This window comes from Streptomyces sp. NPDC002676, assembly GCF_053592455.1.
Genome location: NZ_JBSFVT010000010.1, coordinates 157,781 through 173,554, shown reverse-complemented (window position 1 = coordinate 173,554; position 15,774 = coordinate 157,781). Strand labels below are relative to the sequence as shown.

Genomic DNA, 15,774 nt, shown 5'->3' with positions numbered 1-15,774 from the left:
CGTCGGCTTCTTGAAGCCATGTTACGGGCAAGTCATGTCCGCAGGGTCGAGCATTAGCGGGACGGCGTCAACGAAGAAACAACGGAACGTCGCGAAAACGTCACCGGTCCCGTTCCAGCAGCTCATCGAGCCAGGTCCGCAGTGCCAGGAAGACGTCGACGGTCTGGTCCGTCGCCGCGGGGGGCTGCTGTTCTCCGTCGACGATCTGGATGATGCGCGCGCGGAAGCCGTCCGACCTGCCGCCTTCCACCCACACCCGGAGTATGAGGACGCCGGACCGCGTTGAAGGGGTCTCCATGGGAGACGGAGTGTCCCGCACGGGTGTCACCCCGACGTCGTCGATCCGTGTCCAGCGGCGTCACGGCACGCGGCGAGGACGCAGGGGTGACGCCGATGTGACGGGCGAGTCGCGGACGGATCACAGGGAGTCTGCATCGTTGCGGAATACGCGGTCAGTGGTCAGCACGCGTCGGGCCAAGGGGGGTTTCGCATGGGTGACTTCGGTGTGATCGCCGATGTCTCGTCGGTCGTCGTGAGCACGCTGACGCAGGCCCTGCGCGGGTTGAGCCAGGTGGAACCGCCGATCGCGGAACTGAACGACCTGTCCGAGACGGTGCAGACACCGCCCCCCAAACTCACGGTGTTCCTCTACGAGATCGCCGAGGATCCCACCTCGCGCAACCGGCCACCGGTGCGCTCCCAGCCGCCCGAACCGCTGACAGCCCGCAAACCGCCGATGGCCCTGCTGCTGCGGTATCTGATCACTCCCTGGGGCGGCGACCAGGCGACCCAGCACCGGATGCTCGGACGTGCTCTGCAGACCTTCTACGACGACGCGATCCTGGACGGCGCACAGCTCTCCGGCGGTCTGGCCGGCAGTGTCGACTCGCTGCACCTCACCCTGACACCGCTGACCCTCGACCAGAAGTCCTGGGTCTGGTACGCGATCCAGAAGCCGTACCGGCTCTCACTGAACTACGAGGTCCGCGTCGTCAACCTGGACTCTGCCGTGGAGAGTGCGGTACGGCCTGTGCAGAGCCGGACCTTCGGGGGGACGGCGACGCCATGAGCGCCTTCCTGCCCCTTGCCCGGTCGACGCTCTACAGCCCCGTCTGGCTGGTGCCGTTCGACGACTACGTACGACGGGTGCGCGCCGCGGGCGTGGAGGTCCGCCTCGACCGGTTCGACGAGACGAGTGGCGGCTGGCTGCCGCTGGACGACAAGGCGGTGCGCACACCCAGCGGATCCATCGCCTTTCCGGGGCTCGGCAGGCGGGCAGAGCCGTGGGCGGCCCGGCCGGAACGCCACCGGGCCCGCTTCGTGGCCGCCGGCTACCAGCCGCTGTACCCGGCCGACGGCCAGCCGTTCTCGGCCGAACTCGTCGGCGTCGACTTCCTGGTCCACCCGTACGACGACACCCACCCGCCCTCCGTGGAGGCCTCGCCGCGGCTGGTCCGGCTGCTGCCGGCGGTCTCCTTCCCGTACCCGCCGGGTACGCGCACGGTCCACGGTGTCGTGCTCGACGCCGCGGGCAGGGCGCCGGTCGCGAACGCGCTCGTCGAGGCCAGGGGGCGCACCGGCCAGGACCTGACGCCGTGGCACGAACGCACGCTCTCCGACGCCCGGGGAGCCTTCCGGCTCGCCCTGCGCTGGGAGGGCGAGAAAGCCGCCGAGCACGCGGTCGAGGAGACATTCCGCCTGGAGGCCACCGAGCGGCCGGGCCGGACCGGGGCGCTCTTCGTGCACCTGCCCCAGGACGCGGAGCGTCAGCACGTCATCGAGATCCGTGAGCAGTGAGGAGCCCATTTCATGGCCGAGTATCTGAGCCCCGGGGTCTATATCGAGGAGATCGACGCGGGGCCGCGGCCGATCGCGGGGGTGAGCACCAGCACCGCCGGGATGGTCGGGGTCACCGCTCGCGGACCGTACACCGGCAAACCCAAACTGGTGACGAACTTCCTGGAGTTCCAGAACACCTTCGGCGGCTTCCTGCCCGAGCCGGAGGCGTCCGTGCGGGACGCGTGGGCCGACAACCCCTCCGAAGGCGGCCGCTGGTGGCTGTTTCCGCTGGCCGTCAAGGGATTCTTCGACAACGGCGGCCAGCGTCTCTATGTCAAGCGGGTCGCCAGCGCACAGGCGACGCCCGCCTCGGGCGACCTCGTCCAGGGGCTGGTGAGCCCGATCGCCACCGATGCCGCGCGCGGCGCGACCAGTCTGCAACTGGGCCACCTGGTCGGCTTCACCGGCGCCGGACAGCAGATCCAGATCTTCCGGGGCGACGACCAGCAGGCCATCCACACCGCCACGGTCTCCGGCTACGACATGGCCAAGCGCCGGATCACGCTGAGCGCCGCCCTGCCCGCCGAGGTCAGGACGGCCCGAGGTGACTATGTCCAGGTCGGGGCGCGCGGCACCGAGCACACGCTGCGGCTGTCGGCCAACAGCCCCGGCGCCTGGGGCCGGGGCGTCCAGGTCCGGGTCCAGCCGATGGTCGGCGCCGCGTTGCCGGTGCTGCCCGACCCGCAGGAGGGCCCGCTGTTCGTCACCCGGCTCGTCGCGGACGCGGCCGCCGACAGCGCTACGGTCGAGGTGGCCGCGGCGCCCGGGCTCGACCCGGCCGGCCTGCCCGCCGACGTCTGGGCCCAGATCGGCTCCGACCGGTACAAGGCCGAGGTGGGCCAGCCGGCGGACGGCAAGGTCACCCTGACCCTCCCGGCAGGCACCACCCACCCGGCGTGGGAGACCGGACTCACCGTGCGCCGGGTGCGACGGGGCAACCTCACGGCGGGGCGGACCCTCAGGGCCGGCGGCGCGAGCAGGCTGTACGAGGGAGCGGTCGTCCAGGTCGACGACGGCACCACCATGACCGCCGTGCAGGTCCAGACGGTCGTCGGCGACGCCGTCACCTTCGACCGCGACGTACCGGGGACGTTCTTCGAGACCGACCGGATCCATCTGATCGAGGCCGAGGTCAGCACCCGGTTCTCCGACCCGGGCGGTACCACCGTCACCGAGACCTTCCCGGGTCTTCGGCTCACCGGCGACGCCCCGTCGAACTTGGTGACGGCCTTGGCCGGCCGGTCACGGCTGGTACGGGCCACCGCGCTGCCGGGACTGTCCACCGACCCCGCGAAGTTCCCGGTGCCCGCGATCGGCTCCTGGCTGACACTGGCGGACGGTGACGACGCGTACGAGTCCCTGAGCGTGGCCGACTTCGTCGGCGCCGACGGCGGCAGCGGGCGGCGCACGGGAATCGTCGCGCTGGAGGACATCGACGAGGTCGCGGTCTGCGCGGTGCCCGGCATGTGGTCCGGCACGGTCGAATCGAGCCTGGTCACCCACTGCGAATTGCTCAAGGACCGGTTCGCGATCCTCGACCCGCGCGACGGCCTCGACATCGAGGGGATCCAGGCGTTCCGCGAGCCGTTCGACACCAAGTACGCGGCGCTGTACTACCCGTGGCTGGTCACGCGCGACCCGTCCACCAACCGCGATGTGGAGGTGCCGCCTTCGGGCCACATGGCCGGCATCTACGCCCGGGTGGACGTGGAGCGGGGCGTGCACAAGGCACCCGCCAACGTGGTCGTCCGGGGGATCCGGCAGACCGACGGCTTCGCCCAGGACATCACCAAGCGCCATCAGGACCTGCTGAACCCCAAGGGGATCAACGCGCTGCGGTTCTTCCCGGGCCTGGGCCACCGGGTGTGGGGCGCGCGCACGCTCTCCTCGGACAGCTCGTGGAAGTACATCAACGTCCGGCGGCTCTTCCTCTTCCTGGAGGAGTCGATCGACGAGGGCACCCAGTGGGTGGTCTTCGAGCCCAACGACGAGGCCCTGTGGGCCCTGGTCCGCCAGACCATCACCAACTTCCTCACCACGGTCTGGCGCAGCGGCGCGCTCGCCGGGACCACCGCCGACGAGGCGTTCTTCGTCGCCTGCGACCGCACCACTATGACCGAGGACGACCTGGCCAACGGCCGTCTCATCTGCGCCGTCGGCGTCGCGCCGGTCTTCCCCGCCGAGTTCGTGATCTTCCGGATCCAGCAGAAGACCCGTGAGACCCAGCTCGCCTGAGCATCCGACCGAGGACCACCGAGGAGCGAGGAGGGGCCACCATGCCGCCCGTGACCAGGGACGATCCGTACGCGTCCTACAACTTCCAGATCATCGTGACCAACGTCAGCGACGACGGCGTCGCGGTGAGCGGGTCCTTCACCGAGGCCAGCGGCCTTGAACTGGAGATCCCGCCGATCGAGTACCGCAACGGGAGCGAGGACATCACCGTCCGCAAGATCCCGGGGCTGAAGAAGTACACCAACCTCACCTTCAAGCGCGGCATCACCGGCCATGTCGGCTTCTGGAACTGGGTGGTCGAGGCGCTCAACGGCAAGGTGCGGCGCACCTCCGGTTCGATCGTGCTCCTCGACGAGAACCGTCAGGAGGCCATGCGCTGGAACTTCGACCGCGGCTGGCCGACCAAGTACACCGGCCCGACCCTGAGCGCCACCAAGAACGAGATCGCCATGGAGACGCTCGTCCTCGCGGTCGAGAAGCTGGAGATCGACGTCTGACATGACCAGTGAAGCGCTTCCCGGCGTGTCCCTGACGCTCGCGCCGCGTGGGTCCGAGGCCGAGCCGCTGCGCACGGACGTGGCGGCGTTCCTCGGCCGGCTCCGCCGGGGTCCGGTCGGTGCCCCGGTGCGGGTGGAGAGCTGGAACGACGTCGTGGGCGCCTTCGGTCCCCCCGCGAGCTCGTCGGGCAGGGGGGACCCGCTGGACGGCGCCTTCGCCACCCCGTACGCGCTGCGCGGATTCTTCGAGAACGGCGGCCGTACCGCCTGGGTGCTCCGCGTGTCCGGGCCGGCCACCACGGCCCAGGCACGGTGGACGGTGGGCCCGCTGAGCGGGATCCCCGCCACGCGCTACCGGGTGCTCGCCACCAGCCCGGGCATCTGGGCCAACGGCGCGCGGGTCGCCATCCGCTACCAGGCCAGCACGGTCGCCGGACCGCCGACGGTGAGCGTACGGGTCACCGTGCCCGGCGAGGTGCCCGAGGCATTCCCCGGTCTGCCGCTCCCCGAGGCGGCCGACCGGCTGGCCGCGTCCCGCTTCATCCGGCTGCTCCCGGACGGGCCCCCGCCGCCGCCCGGGCGACCCGGCCCGATCTCACGGTCCTGGGAGCTGACGCTCGCGGGCGGCACCGAATCCGCGCCCACCCGCGGCGAGTACGGGGACGCCGTGGCCGTACAGACCGAACTCCCGGAACCGGCGCTGGTGGCGCTGCCGGACCTCGGCACGGACCTGTCCGGGAGCGCCCACACCGACGTGGTGCTGGAACTGCTGCGCAGTGTCGCCCCGTTGCACGACCGGCTGGCCGTCCTGGACGTACCGCCCCGGCTGTCCTCCGTGGACGAGGTGGTCGACTGGGTGGGGTCGCTCACGGCGACGGGCGACAGCGGGCTCCTCGACTGCGCGGCCGTCTACCACCCGGCGCTGCGCACCCCCGACCGGCACGGGCTGCGCACCGTCCCCGCCTCCGGGCACGTCCTGGGCGTCATCGCCCGCCTCGACGGCGAGCGCGGAGCGCACCACACGCCTGCAGGCGCCGTGATCCTGGAGGCGGTCGACCTGGCGGACGAGTTCCCCGAGCCGCAGCAGGTGCGGCTGTTCGACGCGGGCATCGACCTGGTGCGGTGCACCCGCGGGCGGGGCCTGACGGTCTGGGGCGGGCGCACCCTGTCCACCGACCCCCGCACGCGCTACATCGCCCACCGCCGCCTCGTACACCTCCTCGTGCGCGCCATCCGGAGGGTGGCGAGCCCGCTGGTGTTCGACGTCAACTCACCCGAGCTGCGGCTGACGTTGGTGAGGGCCATCACCTCGGTGCTGCTCTCCGCCTTCCGGGCCGGGGCGCTCGCCGGCGCGCGGCCCGAGCAGGCGTTCCGGGTGGTGTGCGACGACACCAACAACCCGCCTGAGCAGGACCCGGGAGAACTCGTCTGCGAGATCGAGGTCGCCCCGGCCGTCCCCATGGAGTTCATCCGGCTGCGTCTGGTACTCGGCCAGGACCGAGGTCTGGAGGTGATCGAGGCATGAACCAGGACCCGCTGCCGAAGTACCGATTCCTGGTCACCCTCGACCCCGGCGACGCCTATCTGCCACCCGCGCAGGCGCTGCTGCTGCCGCTGGTCGCGTCCGGTGCCTTCCAGGAAGTCACCGGTCTCGGCGCGCAGTTGGAGGTGACGAGCTATCCGGAGGGCGGTCGCAACGACTCGGTGCACCAGCTGCCGCTGCGCCACTCGTGGAACCGGATCACCCTCAAGCGCGGTGTGGTGCGCGATCCGGGCCTGTGGGCCTGGTACCAGGCCGGGCTCGCCGACTCGCTGGGCGCCCGCCGCGACGGCGCGGTGATCGTCCTCGGCCCGGACGGGGTGCCCGGCGCGGCATGGGCGTTCCACGGCGGTCTCGCCGCCAAGTGGACCGGCCCCGATCTGCACGCGGAGCAGAACGCGATCGCCATCGAGTCGCTGGAGATCGCCCACGAGGGACTGACCAAGGCCCTGCAGGACGCCGCGGCGAGCGGCCTGTCGCAACTGAACCGAGGGAGGTGACCGTCGTGCCGAAGGTGACCATTCACCAGCTCGAAGTGCGGTTCCAGGTGGACGGCGACGACGGTGCGGTGTTCACCCGCCTGTTCAACAAGCACATCCAGGCCTGGTCGAAGCTGTACGAGGACGCGTGCGCCCGCGCCGCGCACACCGAGGCCGAACGCCGCTTCGGTGACGGGGAGGGGCAGTCATGAGCGTGACGCCCGTGTCCTTCGCCCGGCAGGGCGCGGCCCAGGCCCGCCTGGAGATCGTCCGGCCGGTGATCGCCGATGAGCAGCAGCGGCGGATCCCGCTGCGGTTCAACCCCACCGACTACAAGCTGAGCAAGAGCAACACCTTTGCCGAGATCACCATCCCGGGCCTGGAGACCCCGCCGTTGCAGTATGTGCGCGGCGGCACGGAGACCCTCACCGTCCAGGCGCTCGTCGACACCTCCGACACCCTGGAGAACGTACGCAGGGCCTACGTCGACGCGGTGCGCAACCTGCTGCGGCCCGACAGCCGCGAGCACGCGCCGCCGGTCGTGCGGTTCGTGTGGGACGAGGAGGTCTTCACCGGTGTCGTGGAGAAGCTGGACGTCAGCTACCAGCTGTTCCGGCCGGACGGCGTGCCGCTGCGGGCCATGCTGGACCTCTCGCTCAAGGAGTACCGCCCCGCCGCCGTGCAGGTCGCCGCCACGCCGCGTTCCTCGCCCACGGTGGAGAAGAGTTACGTGGTGCGCCGCGGCGACACGCTCAGCTCCATCTCCAGCGCGCTGTACCGGCGGCCCGACGCCTGGAGGGAGCTGGCGCGCGCCAACGGCATCACCGATCCACGGGACCTCAGGCCGGGCCGGGTGCTGACCGTGCCCCGGCTGCCGTGAGGAGCGCGCGATGAGCACTCCCACCCCGGAGGTCGCCTCGCCCGACCGGTACGCGCCCGAGTTCGAGGTGCGCATCGAGGGCCTGGAGATGGACCCGTCCACCAAGAACGACATCATCGACATCAAGGTGAACCGGGACATCGACGAGATGTCGGGCTTCGACCTGACCCTCAACAACTGGGACGACGCGGGCCTGCGGTTCAAGCACAGCGACTCGCCGACCTTCAGGCTCGGCGGCCGGGTCTCGGTGCGGCTCGGCTACGCCGACAAGCTGCTCACCGTCGCCACCGGGACCATCTCCACGCTCAGCCCGAAGTTCACCGAGAGCGCCTCGCCCACCGTCCAGGTCAGCGGAGTGGACGGGCTGCTGCGGCTCAAGGACCGCAAGCCCACCGAGAACGAGACCAAGATCTACCGCAACCAGCCCGACTGGCGGATCGCCGAGCAGATCGCCCAGCGTAACCACCTGCGGGTCGAGGTCACCCGGGAGGGACCCACGCACGACCTGGTGGTGCAGAAGAACCAGGACGACGCGACGTTTCTGCTGGAGCGGGCCAAGCGGCTGGACTTCGACTGCTACATCCTGCCGGACCCCAGGACCGGCGAGGACACGCTTTACTTCATCAAACCGACCGACGGCCGCGACGGCCGGCCCCTGCGGGTGTACCGGCTGGCCTACGCGCCGGGGCTGTCCACCGGCCCCACCGCCCAGCCCGAGGGGCTGATCCCCAACCTCATGGAATTCACCCCGACCCTGACCGTGTCCCAGCAGGTCAGCAAGGTCACCGTGCGCGGCTGGGACCCCCGTACCAAACAGCCCATCGCGTTCACCGCGACCGCTCAGAACCTGCCGGCCGGGCAGAACACCGCCGACGGGCAGAGCGGGCCGCAGGTCGCCGAGTCCACCCTGCAGGGCCGCCAGGAGGTGCTGGTCGACGCGCCGGTCGGCAGCGACCAGGAGGCCCGCGAACTGGCGATCAGCCTGCTGCGGGAGCGGGCGTACGAGTTCATCACCGCCACCGGCAAGGTGGCGGGCCTGCCCGAGCTGCGGCCCGGCGACAACCTGGAGATCTACGGCCTCGGGCGCCGCTTCTCCGGCATGTACTTCGTCAAACGCGTCGAGCACACGCTCAACACCAGTGGGTTCTTCACCCAGTTCACCGGACGGCGGATCCACCAGGGGGACCAGTGACCATCAGGACCACACCGCGGGCCCGCAGCACCGACAAGCGGTACTACGGCGTCGTCTCGGCGATCGTCGTGGACAACGACGGCGACGACGAGGGCCAGGTCAAGGTGAAGTTCCCCTGGTTCGACGACGTCACGGTCACCGACTGGATCCGCGTCAGCCAGCTGTACGCGGGCGGCGGCTACGGCTCGGTGTTCGTGCCCGAGAAGGGCGACGAGGTCCTGGTGGCCTTCGTGCACGGGGACATGCGGTACCCGATCGTGCTCGGCGGTCTCTACAACGGCGAGGACAAGCCGCCGACCGCCCGCACCCAGGGCCGCGACCAGAAGATGATCCGGACCAGCCACGGGCACGAGGTGCTCTTCGACGACACGTCGGACAACGCCGCTGTACGGATCACCTCGGCCGCCGGGCACGTGGTGGAGCTGGACGACCAGGGCAAGGCGATCCGGATCACCGCCGCCGCGGGCGGCAGCGTGACCGTGACCGCACAGGGTGAGATCACGCTCAAGGCGCCCAAGGTGACCGTCGATTCCCCCTCCATCGACCTCGGCGGCGGCGCCACCGAACCCCTGGTGCTGGGCAACGCGCTGCTCCAGGCGTTCAACACCCACACCCACCCGTCCGCCGCCGGGCCCACCGGCCCGCCGACCCCGCCGCTCACCCCCGCCGTACTGGCCAAGAAGGCGAGGACGGCATGAGCGAGGAGTTCCTGGGGACCGGCTGGCGGTTCCCGATCCTGCCCGACGCCTCCGGGCGCCTGGGGTACGCCGTCGGCGAGGAGAGCATCGAGAACTGTCTGCGGGCGCTGCTGCTCACCGGCACCGGCGAGCGGGTCATGCGGCCCGAACTCGGCACCCGCGCCCACGAGCTGGTGTTCGCGCCCGGCAGCGTCCAGAACCTGCGCGACCTGGAGAGTTCGATCGCCGCCGCCGTCCGCGACCATGAGCCCAGGGTGGAGCTCGACGAGGTCCGTGCCGAGGCCGACCCGGCCGACGAGGCGCGGATCACCGTCTCGGTCGTCTACCGCATCCGGCGCAGCAACACCAAGGCGAACCTGGTGTTTCCGTTCTACGTCGGGCTCACCGGCCCCACCGCCTCCTCGGGGAGGACGCCATGACCCTGCCCGTGCCCGAACTGGACGACCTCACCTGGGCCGACATGATGGCGGCCATCCGCCGGCGGATCCCCGCCGAGTCGGACGGCACCTGGACGCTGCACGCGCCCGTCGACCCCGGTGTCACCCTCCTCGAACTCTTCGCCTACCTCCTCGAACAGCGGCTGTACTGGCTCGACCAGGTGCCCGACGCACTCGTGGTCGCCATACTGCGGCTGCTCGGCCTGGAACCCCCGCACCCCGCCCGGCCCGCCGCCACCGTGCTGAGCGTCGCGGCCCGGCAGGCGGGCACCGCCGTCCCGGTCACCCCCGCCGGGACGGCGCTCACCCGTGACCCGGCGGGGCAGATCGTCTTCACCCTCGACGATGACGTGGCCGTCTTCCCGCTCGCCGAGGACGGCGAGGTCACCGTATGGACCGACCGCGACCGCACGGCGGACCTGCGCGCCCGCCGGGGCGTCCCGCTGCTCTCGGCCGACGGGGCCACCGCCGAAGCCCGGTTCACCCTGCCGCTCACCGGGGCGCACCCCGCGCCCGGCCCGCTCAGCCTGCTGTTCGAGCTGGACGCGCCCGCCGCATCCGCTGCGGCCTGGCTGCCCGGGGCGGTCGCCGACGTACCGCCGCCCGCCGAACTGACCTGGGCCTGGTTCCGGCCCGGGACCGAGGTCTCGGGTCCGTTCGCCAAGGTCGAGGACGGCACGGCCGGGCTCAGGCGCTCCGGGGTCGTCCGGCTCCACCCGCCCGCCGGCTGGACCACCCAGGACAGCGGGATCCTGGTGTCCACCCCGGCAGCGACCCATGCCGCCCCGCCGCGCCTGCTCCGGCTCGCCGTCAATGTGTCGGCCGCACACCACCGCCGGCGGCGCACCGCGAGCGGCGGCGAACTCCAGGAGCAGATCGACGCCTGGCTCAAGCTGCCCGGCCAGCACCTGGTGCTGCCCGAAGCCGCCGAGCGCCTGCTGGAGGCGAGCCTGCGACTCGGGGGGCAGGAGTGGCAGGCCGTGCCCGACCTCACCTTCGGCGGGCCCGCCGACCGGGTCTTCGTCCTCGACCGGACCGAGGGCGCGCTGGTGTTCGGCGACGGACTCACCGGGCGCATCCCTCACCCGCGCCAGGAAGCGAGCGTCGAGTACGCGATCGGCGGCGGCCGGGACGGCAACGGGGGCATGACCGCGAACTGGGTACCGGCCGGGGACTCCACGGCGGCGGTCACCGCCTGCAGCCTGGTGCGTGCCGAGGGCGGCACCGACCCGGAGACCGTCGCCGAGGCGCGCCAGCGCGCGGCCTCCTCCCTCAGTGAGGTGACCCGCGCGGTCACCGCGGACGACTTCACCGCCCTCGCCCGCACCACACCGGGCGTCGCCGTCGCTCGCGCCTACGCCTCCCTGGGCGAGCACCCCGGCTTCCCGTGCACTCCGGTGCCCGGTGCCGTCACCGTGCATCTCGTACCGGCGGTGCCGCGCGAGGACCTGGCCTGCGAGGACTTCGTGGCCGCGCCGCGCCCCGACCCGGGCATGTTGTGCGCGGTCGCCGCCCGCCTGGAGCGGGCGCGACTGCTCACCTGCGAGGTCTTCGTCCGCGCGCCCCGCTACCGCGACGTGGTGCTGCGCGCCGACCTGTCGGGCGACCCCGCCGACCGGGCCCGGGTGTCGGCCCAGCTCACCGAGGCGCTGCGCCGCTTCCTCGACCCGCTGGTCGGAGGCGACGACCAGGAGGGCTGGCCGTTCGGACAGCCGCTGCGTCCCTCGGCTCTGCTGCGGGCCGCGCACCGCGCGCTGGGGGACCTCGCGGACGTCTCCGCCGTGGCGATCGGCCTGGACGGGGCCGACCCGGACGAGGACTGCCGGGAAGTGCCGCTCGGGCCCGGTGAACTACCCGTCCTGCGGGCGGTCCGCACCCGGATCGTGCCCGCCGTCGAACCGGGGGAGGGGCTGGCATGACCGGCGACGTGTGGTGGGAGAAGGCCGCGCGCGAGGAGGAGGGACGGCTCGTACCGGGCCCCGGACCGACCGGCGTCCAGCCCGAGTTGACCGACGCGACGCGTGAGGCGGTCCGGGCCGGGGTGCGCGGCCGGATCTCGGGTTACACCCCGGACTGGACCGATCCCGACCGCCAGGACGCAGGTGTCGCGCTCGTCCGCCTCTTCGGCACCCAGACCGAACCCGTGCTCACGCGCGTCAACCGGCTGCCGGAGAAGGTGCTCGCCGAACACCTGGCGACGGCCGGGGTGCGACGGCTCCCGGCCGCCGCGGCGGCCGCCCTCCTGGAGTTCACCGTGAACCCCCCGGACGGCACCTCCGTCCTGGTACCCGCGGGATTCCAGAGCGCGGCGTCCGGTCCGGCCGGGCAGGTGGTGTACGAGACCGACCAGGACCTGTACGCCACCCCGGCCACCCTCGCCGCCCTCGCCGTACAGGAGGGCGGAACGCTGGAGACCCTGCCGCTGGGACCGGCCGGGCCCAGCCGTCCGTTCGCGCCGTTCGGCCGGGACCCGGAGCCCGGCAACGGACTGTGGATCGGGCTCGCCGGGACGGCCGCCCCCTACCCGCACCTCTCGCTGGGCTTCGTGGTGGTCGCCGCCCCGCCCGCGCCCGCCGACTCCGGCGGCCTGGTGCCCCTGCCGCTGCCGCCCGCGCCGCTGCTGCGCTGGGACGTGCTGGACGGCACCCGGCTGGTCCCCGCCGAGCTGGTGCGCGACTCCACGGCCGGGTTCCGGGCGAGCGGGACCGTCGAGCTGCGGGTGCCGCGCTCATGGGCGCCGGGCAGCCCGCCCGGCACCCGGCCCAGGCCCCCGCTGCGCTGGCTGCGCCTGCGGATCGCGCACGGCGTCTTCGGGGGACCCGCGCCCGTGCTCTCCGGGCTGCGGCTGAACATGGTCGCCGCCACGGCCGCCCGCACCGTCAGGGACGAGCCGATGCAGCCGATCGAGGACAACGGGGACAGCGGGGACAGCGGGCACAGCGGGGCGAGCGGCCGGCGCCGTATGAGGCTCAGTCAGCTGCCCATCCTCACCGGGTCCGTGGTCATCGAGGTCGACGACGATCCCGGCGCCGACGTGTTCGGCACCACGGCCGGTTCCGCCTCCCGCTGGCGGGAGGTGGAGAGCCTGGCCGGCTACGGCGCCGACGACCGGGTCTTCACCGTCGACCACGAGAGCGGCGAGGTGACCTTCGGTGACGGGGTCCACGGCGCGGCCGTACCGCCCGGATTCCGCAATGTCCGCGCCGTGCGCTATCGCGTGGGCGGCGGCAGCGCCGGAGCCGTGCGCGCGGGCGCGGTCGGCACCGTGGTGACCGCCCTGCCGTACGTCATCGGCGTCAACAACCCCTTCCCGGCCTCGGGAGGTACGGATGCCGAGCCCGACGCCGACGCGATGCGCCGGGGGGTCGGTGAACTGCGGGCCCGGGGCCGGGCCGTGGCCCCGGCCGACTACGGCCTGCTGGCCACCCGCGCGCCCGGCGCGTCGGTGGCCCGCGCCCACGGCGTGCCCGGCCTGCACCCCGATTACGCCGGGGCTCCGATCCCCGGTGTCGTGGGGGTCCTCGTCGTGCCGCCGGGCGACGACAGCGGAGAGCCGCCGGTCCCCACCGCCGCGACACTGCGGGCCGTCGCCGACTACCTCACCCGCCAGGCCGCCCCCGCCGGGGTCACGGTGGTCGCCGCCCCCGTGCCGTACCGCCGGGTCGCCGTCGAGTCATGGGTCGCCCTCGACCCGGACCTCGACCGCGCCGCAGTCCTGACCAGGGCGGGCGACGCGGTGCGCGGCTATCTGGACCCGCTGGGCGGCGGGGAGGACGGCGCGGGCTGGCCGTTCGGCGGCGCGCTGCGGCACACCGCACTGGTCCGGCGCCTGCTCGCGGTGGACGGGGTGCTGGCCGTCGACCGGCTCTCGCTCACCGTCGACGGAGTGCGGCTGCCGCCCTGCACCGACCATGCGATCGGGCCCCACGACCTGGTCTGGCCGGAGCGCCCGCTGCTGATCCCGGTAGGAGACCGGCCATGACGTGCACACCACACCCCGCGACCTTCCGCCTCCTGGACGGGTACGTCGGCTGGGACCAGACCCCCGCCGGAAGCGAGCCGGGCACGGGCGGCATCGTCGGGTTCGACGACCCGGCCGGCATCCGGCTCGCCTACCGCGGCGGCGCGGCGGAGGGACCCACCAGGCAACAGCTCCTGCCGTGGTTCCCCGACCCGCGCCTGGCGCCGGCCTGCGGGCCGTGCGGCTGGTATCTGGTGGTCCCCGAGGAGCGCCGGCTGCTCCGCCGCGACGTGTGCGGCAGTGCCTTCACCCCCGTATGGCCGCCCGAGTGCGACCCGGGCCTGCTGCACCGGCCGGTCTCCGTCGCCGCGCGCGGACACCGCATCGCCGTGGTGGAGTCCGACCGGGTGCTCGTGTGGCGCCGCGAGGGCGCCCAGCTCGCCGGGGTGATCCGGGTGCGGCGGCCGAGGCGGGCCGCACTGGGGCCCGGCGACGAGGTACTGATCGCCACTCAGGGCAGTACGGACCTGCGCCGGTTCGACTCTGCGGGCGGACGCAGAGGGGTACTGCGTACCGGGGCGCGGGGCGAGGTCATCGGCCTGCGGATCTCAGACGAGCGGACGATCTGGCTGCTCACCGACGACGGCACCCGGCTGCGGATCTACCGGGGCGGGCACGGCCGGCCCTTCCGCACCGCCACCGCGGACGAACTGGCCGGGGCCCTGGCGCCGTCCACGCTCACCTCGGTGGACGAGGACGGGTTCTGCCTGGACGAGAAGGGCCCCGACGGACCCGTGACCCACTGCCACACCTGGCGGGGCCTGCCCCGGGACCCCCTGCCGCCGCGCAGCGACACCTACCTGACCAGCGGCTCGTACCTCACGACCCTGATCGACAGCGGTGAATCGCGCTGCCGGTGGCACCGGGTGCGCGTCGACGCCGAGGTGCCCGCGGGCACCTCGGTCTCCGTCGGGATCGTGGTGACCGAGGACGGCCGCTACGAGCAGAGCGACTGGCAGGCATCGGCCCCGGGGGTCACGGACTTCCTCGTCGACCAGCCGCCCGGCCGCTTCCTGCGGCTGCGGCTGCGCCTGTCGGGCGACGGCGGCGCGACTGCGGTCGTGCACCGGATCCGGCTGGACTTCCCCCGGGTCACCAGCGCCGACCTGCTGCCGCCCGCCTTCCGCCAGGACCCCGCGGCCGACGACTTCACCGAGCGCTTCCTGTCGCTGTTCGACGCCACGTTCGCCGACCTCGACCGGGTCATCGAGCGGTATCCGGCGCTCCTCGACCCGGCCGGCGTACCGGACCGGGTGCTGCCCTGGCTCGCCGGACTGCTCGGCCTGTCGTTCGAGGCGGGCTGGGACGCGCGGACCCGGCGCGCGCTGCTCGCCGCGGCCCCGGAGCTGTACCGGCGCCGGGGCACGCCCTGGGCGCTGCGGGAAGCGGTGCGCATCGTGTTCGGGGAGACCCCGGTCATCGACGAGCTGGCCAAGGACCGCCGCTGGGCCCAGCTGCGCGCGGCCGTCGGGTGCGCGCCACCGGGGCTCGTTCCGCCACCCGGCCCGGCCCAAGGGCTCGGCGCCGTACGGCTGTTCGGCCGCTCGGCAAGTCGCTTCCGGGTCGGCGGCTCGGAACTGGGCGCGGCGCCACTGCGTGCGTACGGGGCGCCCGACAGCGATCCGCTGACCGCGCACGCGCACCGGTTCCGGGTGCTGCTGCCCGCCGGGTCGGCGGACATCCGGGCGCTGCGACGGCTGGTGGAGCGCCAGGCGCCCGCGCACACGGTGGGGGCGGTACGCACCGGCGGCGCCGGCTTCGTGGTCGGCTCCCGGTCCACGGTCGGCGTGGACACCGCGTTCGTCCCGCTGCCGCCGCCCGTGCTCGGCGGCAAAAACCCGCTGCGGCTCAACCGCGACGGGGTGCTCAGGCCGGGACCCGGAGGATTGCGCCGAGGGGTGGGCGTGGGAGTCGTCTCCGCCGTCGGTGTGCATACGCAAGTGTCGTGAGAGGACG

General features: G+C 72.9%; 15 protein-coding genes. 14 read left to right on the top strand and 1 reads right to left on the bottom strand.

The features are described from left to right. Nucleotides 1–100: 100 nt before the first annotated feature. Complete coding sequence (locus ACWD3E_RS26555) at nt 101–298, bottom strand: hypothetical protein (RefSeq protein ID WP_451390067.1); 198 nt, start codon at nt 296–298, stop codon at nt 101–103. Between the two features lie 192 nt (nt 299–490). Between ACWD3E_RS26555 and ACWD3E_RS26550 the strand changes: the two genes are divergently transcribed. Genes ACWD3E_RS26550 through ACWD3E_RS26485 form a run of 14 tightly spaced genes read left to right on the top strand, consistent with a single transcriptional unit; the run spans nt 491 to nt 15,767 of the window. Beyond that, nucleotides 491–1,069, top strand: coding sequence for a DUF4255 domain-containing protein (locus ACWD3E_RS26550; RefSeq protein WP_451390066.1), 579 nt, complete (start codon nt 491–493; stop codon nt 1,067–1,069). Then, on the top strand, nt 1,066–1,797 hold the full coding sequence (locus ACWD3E_RS26545) for a carboxypeptidase-like regulatory domain-containing protein (protein WP_451390065.1): 732 nt from the start codon (nt 1,066–1,068) through the stop codon (nt 1,795–1,797). The genes ACWD3E_RS26550 and ACWD3E_RS26545 overlap by 4 nt, the downstream gene beginning before the upstream one ends. Nucleotides 1,798–1,809: 12 nt before the next feature. After that, a complete protein-coding gene (locus ACWD3E_RS26540) occupies nt 1,810–4,074 on the top strand; it encodes a phage tail sheath family protein (RefSeq protein ID WP_451390064.1) in 2,265 nt (754 codons plus the stop codon). A 41-nt stretch (nt 4,075–4,115) separates the two neighbouring features. Beyond that, entirely contained in the window at nt 4,116–4,571 is a 456-nt protein-coding gene (locus ACWD3E_RS26535; RefSeq protein WP_225830072.1) for a phage tail protein, read from the top strand. A 1-nt stretch (nt 4,572) separates the two neighbouring features. Next, on the top strand, nt 4,573–6,096 hold the full coding sequence (locus ACWD3E_RS26530; RefSeq protein WP_451390063.1) for a phage tail sheath family protein: 1,524 nt from the start codon (nt 4,573–4,575) through the stop codon (nt 6,094–6,096). Then, the gene (locus ACWD3E_RS26525; RefSeq protein ID WP_451390062.1) at nt 6,093–6,611 is read left to right on the top strand and encodes a phage tail protein; all 519 of its coding nucleotides are present in this window, start codon (nt 6,093–6,095) and stop codon (nt 6,609–6,611) included. Before ACWD3E_RS26530 ends, ACWD3E_RS26525 begins: the two co-directional genes overlap by 4 nt. Beyond that, the gene (locus ACWD3E_RS26520; protein ID WP_451390061.1) at nt 6,608–6,802 is read left to right on the top strand and encodes a putative phage tail protein; all 195 of its coding nucleotides are present in this window, start codon (nt 6,608–6,610) and stop codon (nt 6,800–6,802) included. Before ACWD3E_RS26525 ends, ACWD3E_RS26520 begins: the two co-directional genes overlap by 4 nt. Further along, nucleotides 6,799–7,470, top strand: a complete 672-nt coding sequence (locus ACWD3E_RS26515; RefSeq protein WP_451390060.1) for a CIS tube protein — start codon at nt 6,799–6,801, stop codon at nt 7,468–7,470. The genes ACWD3E_RS26520 and ACWD3E_RS26515 overlap by 4 nt, the downstream gene beginning before the upstream one ends. Before the next feature lie 10 nt (nt 7,471–7,480). Continuing rightward, on the top strand, nt 7,481–8,662 hold the full coding sequence (locus ACWD3E_RS26510) for a phage late control D family protein (protein WP_451390059.1): 1,182 nt from the start codon (nt 7,481–7,483) through the stop codon (nt 8,660–8,662). After that, nucleotides 8,659–9,360, top strand: coding sequence for a phage baseplate assembly protein V (locus ACWD3E_RS26505; RefSeq protein WP_451390058.1), 702 nt, complete (start codon nt 8,659–8,661; stop codon nt 9,358–9,360). The genes ACWD3E_RS26510 and ACWD3E_RS26505 overlap by 4 nt, the downstream gene beginning before the upstream one ends. Continuing rightward, nucleotides 9,357–9,779 (top strand): GPW/gp25 family protein, encoded by a 423-nt coding sequence (locus ACWD3E_RS26500; protein WP_451390057.1) that lies wholly within the window; start codon nt 9,357–9,359, stop codon nt 9,777–9,779. Before ACWD3E_RS26505 ends, ACWD3E_RS26500 begins: the two co-directional genes overlap by 4 nt. Continuing rightward, nucleotides 9,776–11,716: a putative baseplate assembly protein gene (locus tag ACWD3E_RS26495; protein WP_451390056.1), complete on the top strand. Its 1,941-nt coding sequence runs from the start codon at nt 9,776–9,778 to the stop codon at nt 11,714–11,716. Before ACWD3E_RS26500 ends, ACWD3E_RS26495 begins: the two co-directional genes overlap by 4 nt. Further along, nucleotides 11,713–13,779 (top strand): putative baseplate assembly protein, encoded by a 2,067-nt coding sequence (locus ACWD3E_RS26490; protein ID WP_451390055.1) that lies wholly within the window; start codon nt 11,713–11,715, stop codon nt 13,777–13,779. Before ACWD3E_RS26495 ends, ACWD3E_RS26490 begins: the two co-directional genes overlap by 4 nt. Beyond that, the gene (locus ACWD3E_RS26485) at nt 13,776–15,767 is read left to right on the top strand and encodes a phage tail protein I (protein WP_451390054.1); all 1,992 of its coding nucleotides are present in this window, start codon (nt 13,776–13,778) and stop codon (nt 15,765–15,767) included. Before ACWD3E_RS26490 ends, ACWD3E_RS26485 begins: the two co-directional genes overlap by 4 nt. Nucleotides 15,768–15,774 lie beyond the last annotated feature (7 nt).

Bases quoted from the DNA above. Each gene is read 5' to 3' on its own strand.
- ACWD3E_RS26555 (WP_451390067.1), bottom strand. From the start codon at position 298: ATGGAGACCCCTTCAACGCGGTCCGGCGTCCTCATACTCCGGGTGTGG.
- ACWD3E_RS26550 (WP_451390066.1), top strand. From the start codon at position 491: ATGGGTGACTTCGGTGTGATCGCCGATGTCTCGTCGGTCGTCGTGAGC.
- ACWD3E_RS26545 (WP_451390065.1), top strand. From the start codon at position 1,066: ATGAGCGCCTTCCTGCCCCTTGCCCGGTCGACGCTCTACAGCCCCGTC.
- ACWD3E_RS26540 (WP_451390064.1), top strand. From the start codon at position 1,810: ATGGCCGAGTATCTGAGCCCCGGGGTCTATATCGAGGAGATCGACGCG.
- ACWD3E_RS26535 (WP_225830072.1), top strand. From the start codon at position 4,116: ATGCCGCCCGTGACCAGGGACGATCCGTACGCGTCCTACAACTTCCAG.
- ACWD3E_RS26530 (WP_451390063.1), top strand. From the start codon at position 4,573: ATGACCAGTGAAGCGCTTCCCGGCGTGTCCCTGACGCTCGCGCCGCGT.
- ACWD3E_RS26525 (WP_451390062.1), top strand. From the start codon at position 6,093: ATGAACCAGGACCCGCTGCCGAAGTACCGATTCCTGGTCACCCTCGAC.
- ACWD3E_RS26515 (WP_451390060.1), top strand. From the start codon at position 6,799: ATGAGCGTGACGCCCGTGTCCTTCGCCCGGCAGGGCGCGGCCCAGGCC.
- ACWD3E_RS26510 (WP_451390059.1), top strand. From the start codon at position 7,481: ATGAGCACTCCCACCCCGGAGGTCGCCTCGCCCGACCGGTACGCGCCC.
- ACWD3E_RS26500 (WP_451390057.1), top strand. From the start codon at position 9,357: ATGAGCGAGGAGTTCCTGGGGACCGGCTGGCGGTTCCCGATCCTGCCC.
- ACWD3E_RS26495 (WP_451390056.1), top strand. From the start codon at position 9,776: ATGACCCTGCCCGTGCCCGAACTGGACGACCTCACCTGGGCCGACATG.
- ACWD3E_RS26490 (WP_451390055.1), top strand. From the start codon at position 11,713: ATGACCGGCGACGTGTGGTGGGAGAAGGCCGCGCGCGAGGAGGAGGGA.
- ACWD3E_RS26485 (WP_451390054.1), top strand. From the start codon at position 13,776: ATGACGTGCACACCACACCCCGCGACCTTCCGCCTCCTGGACGGGTAC.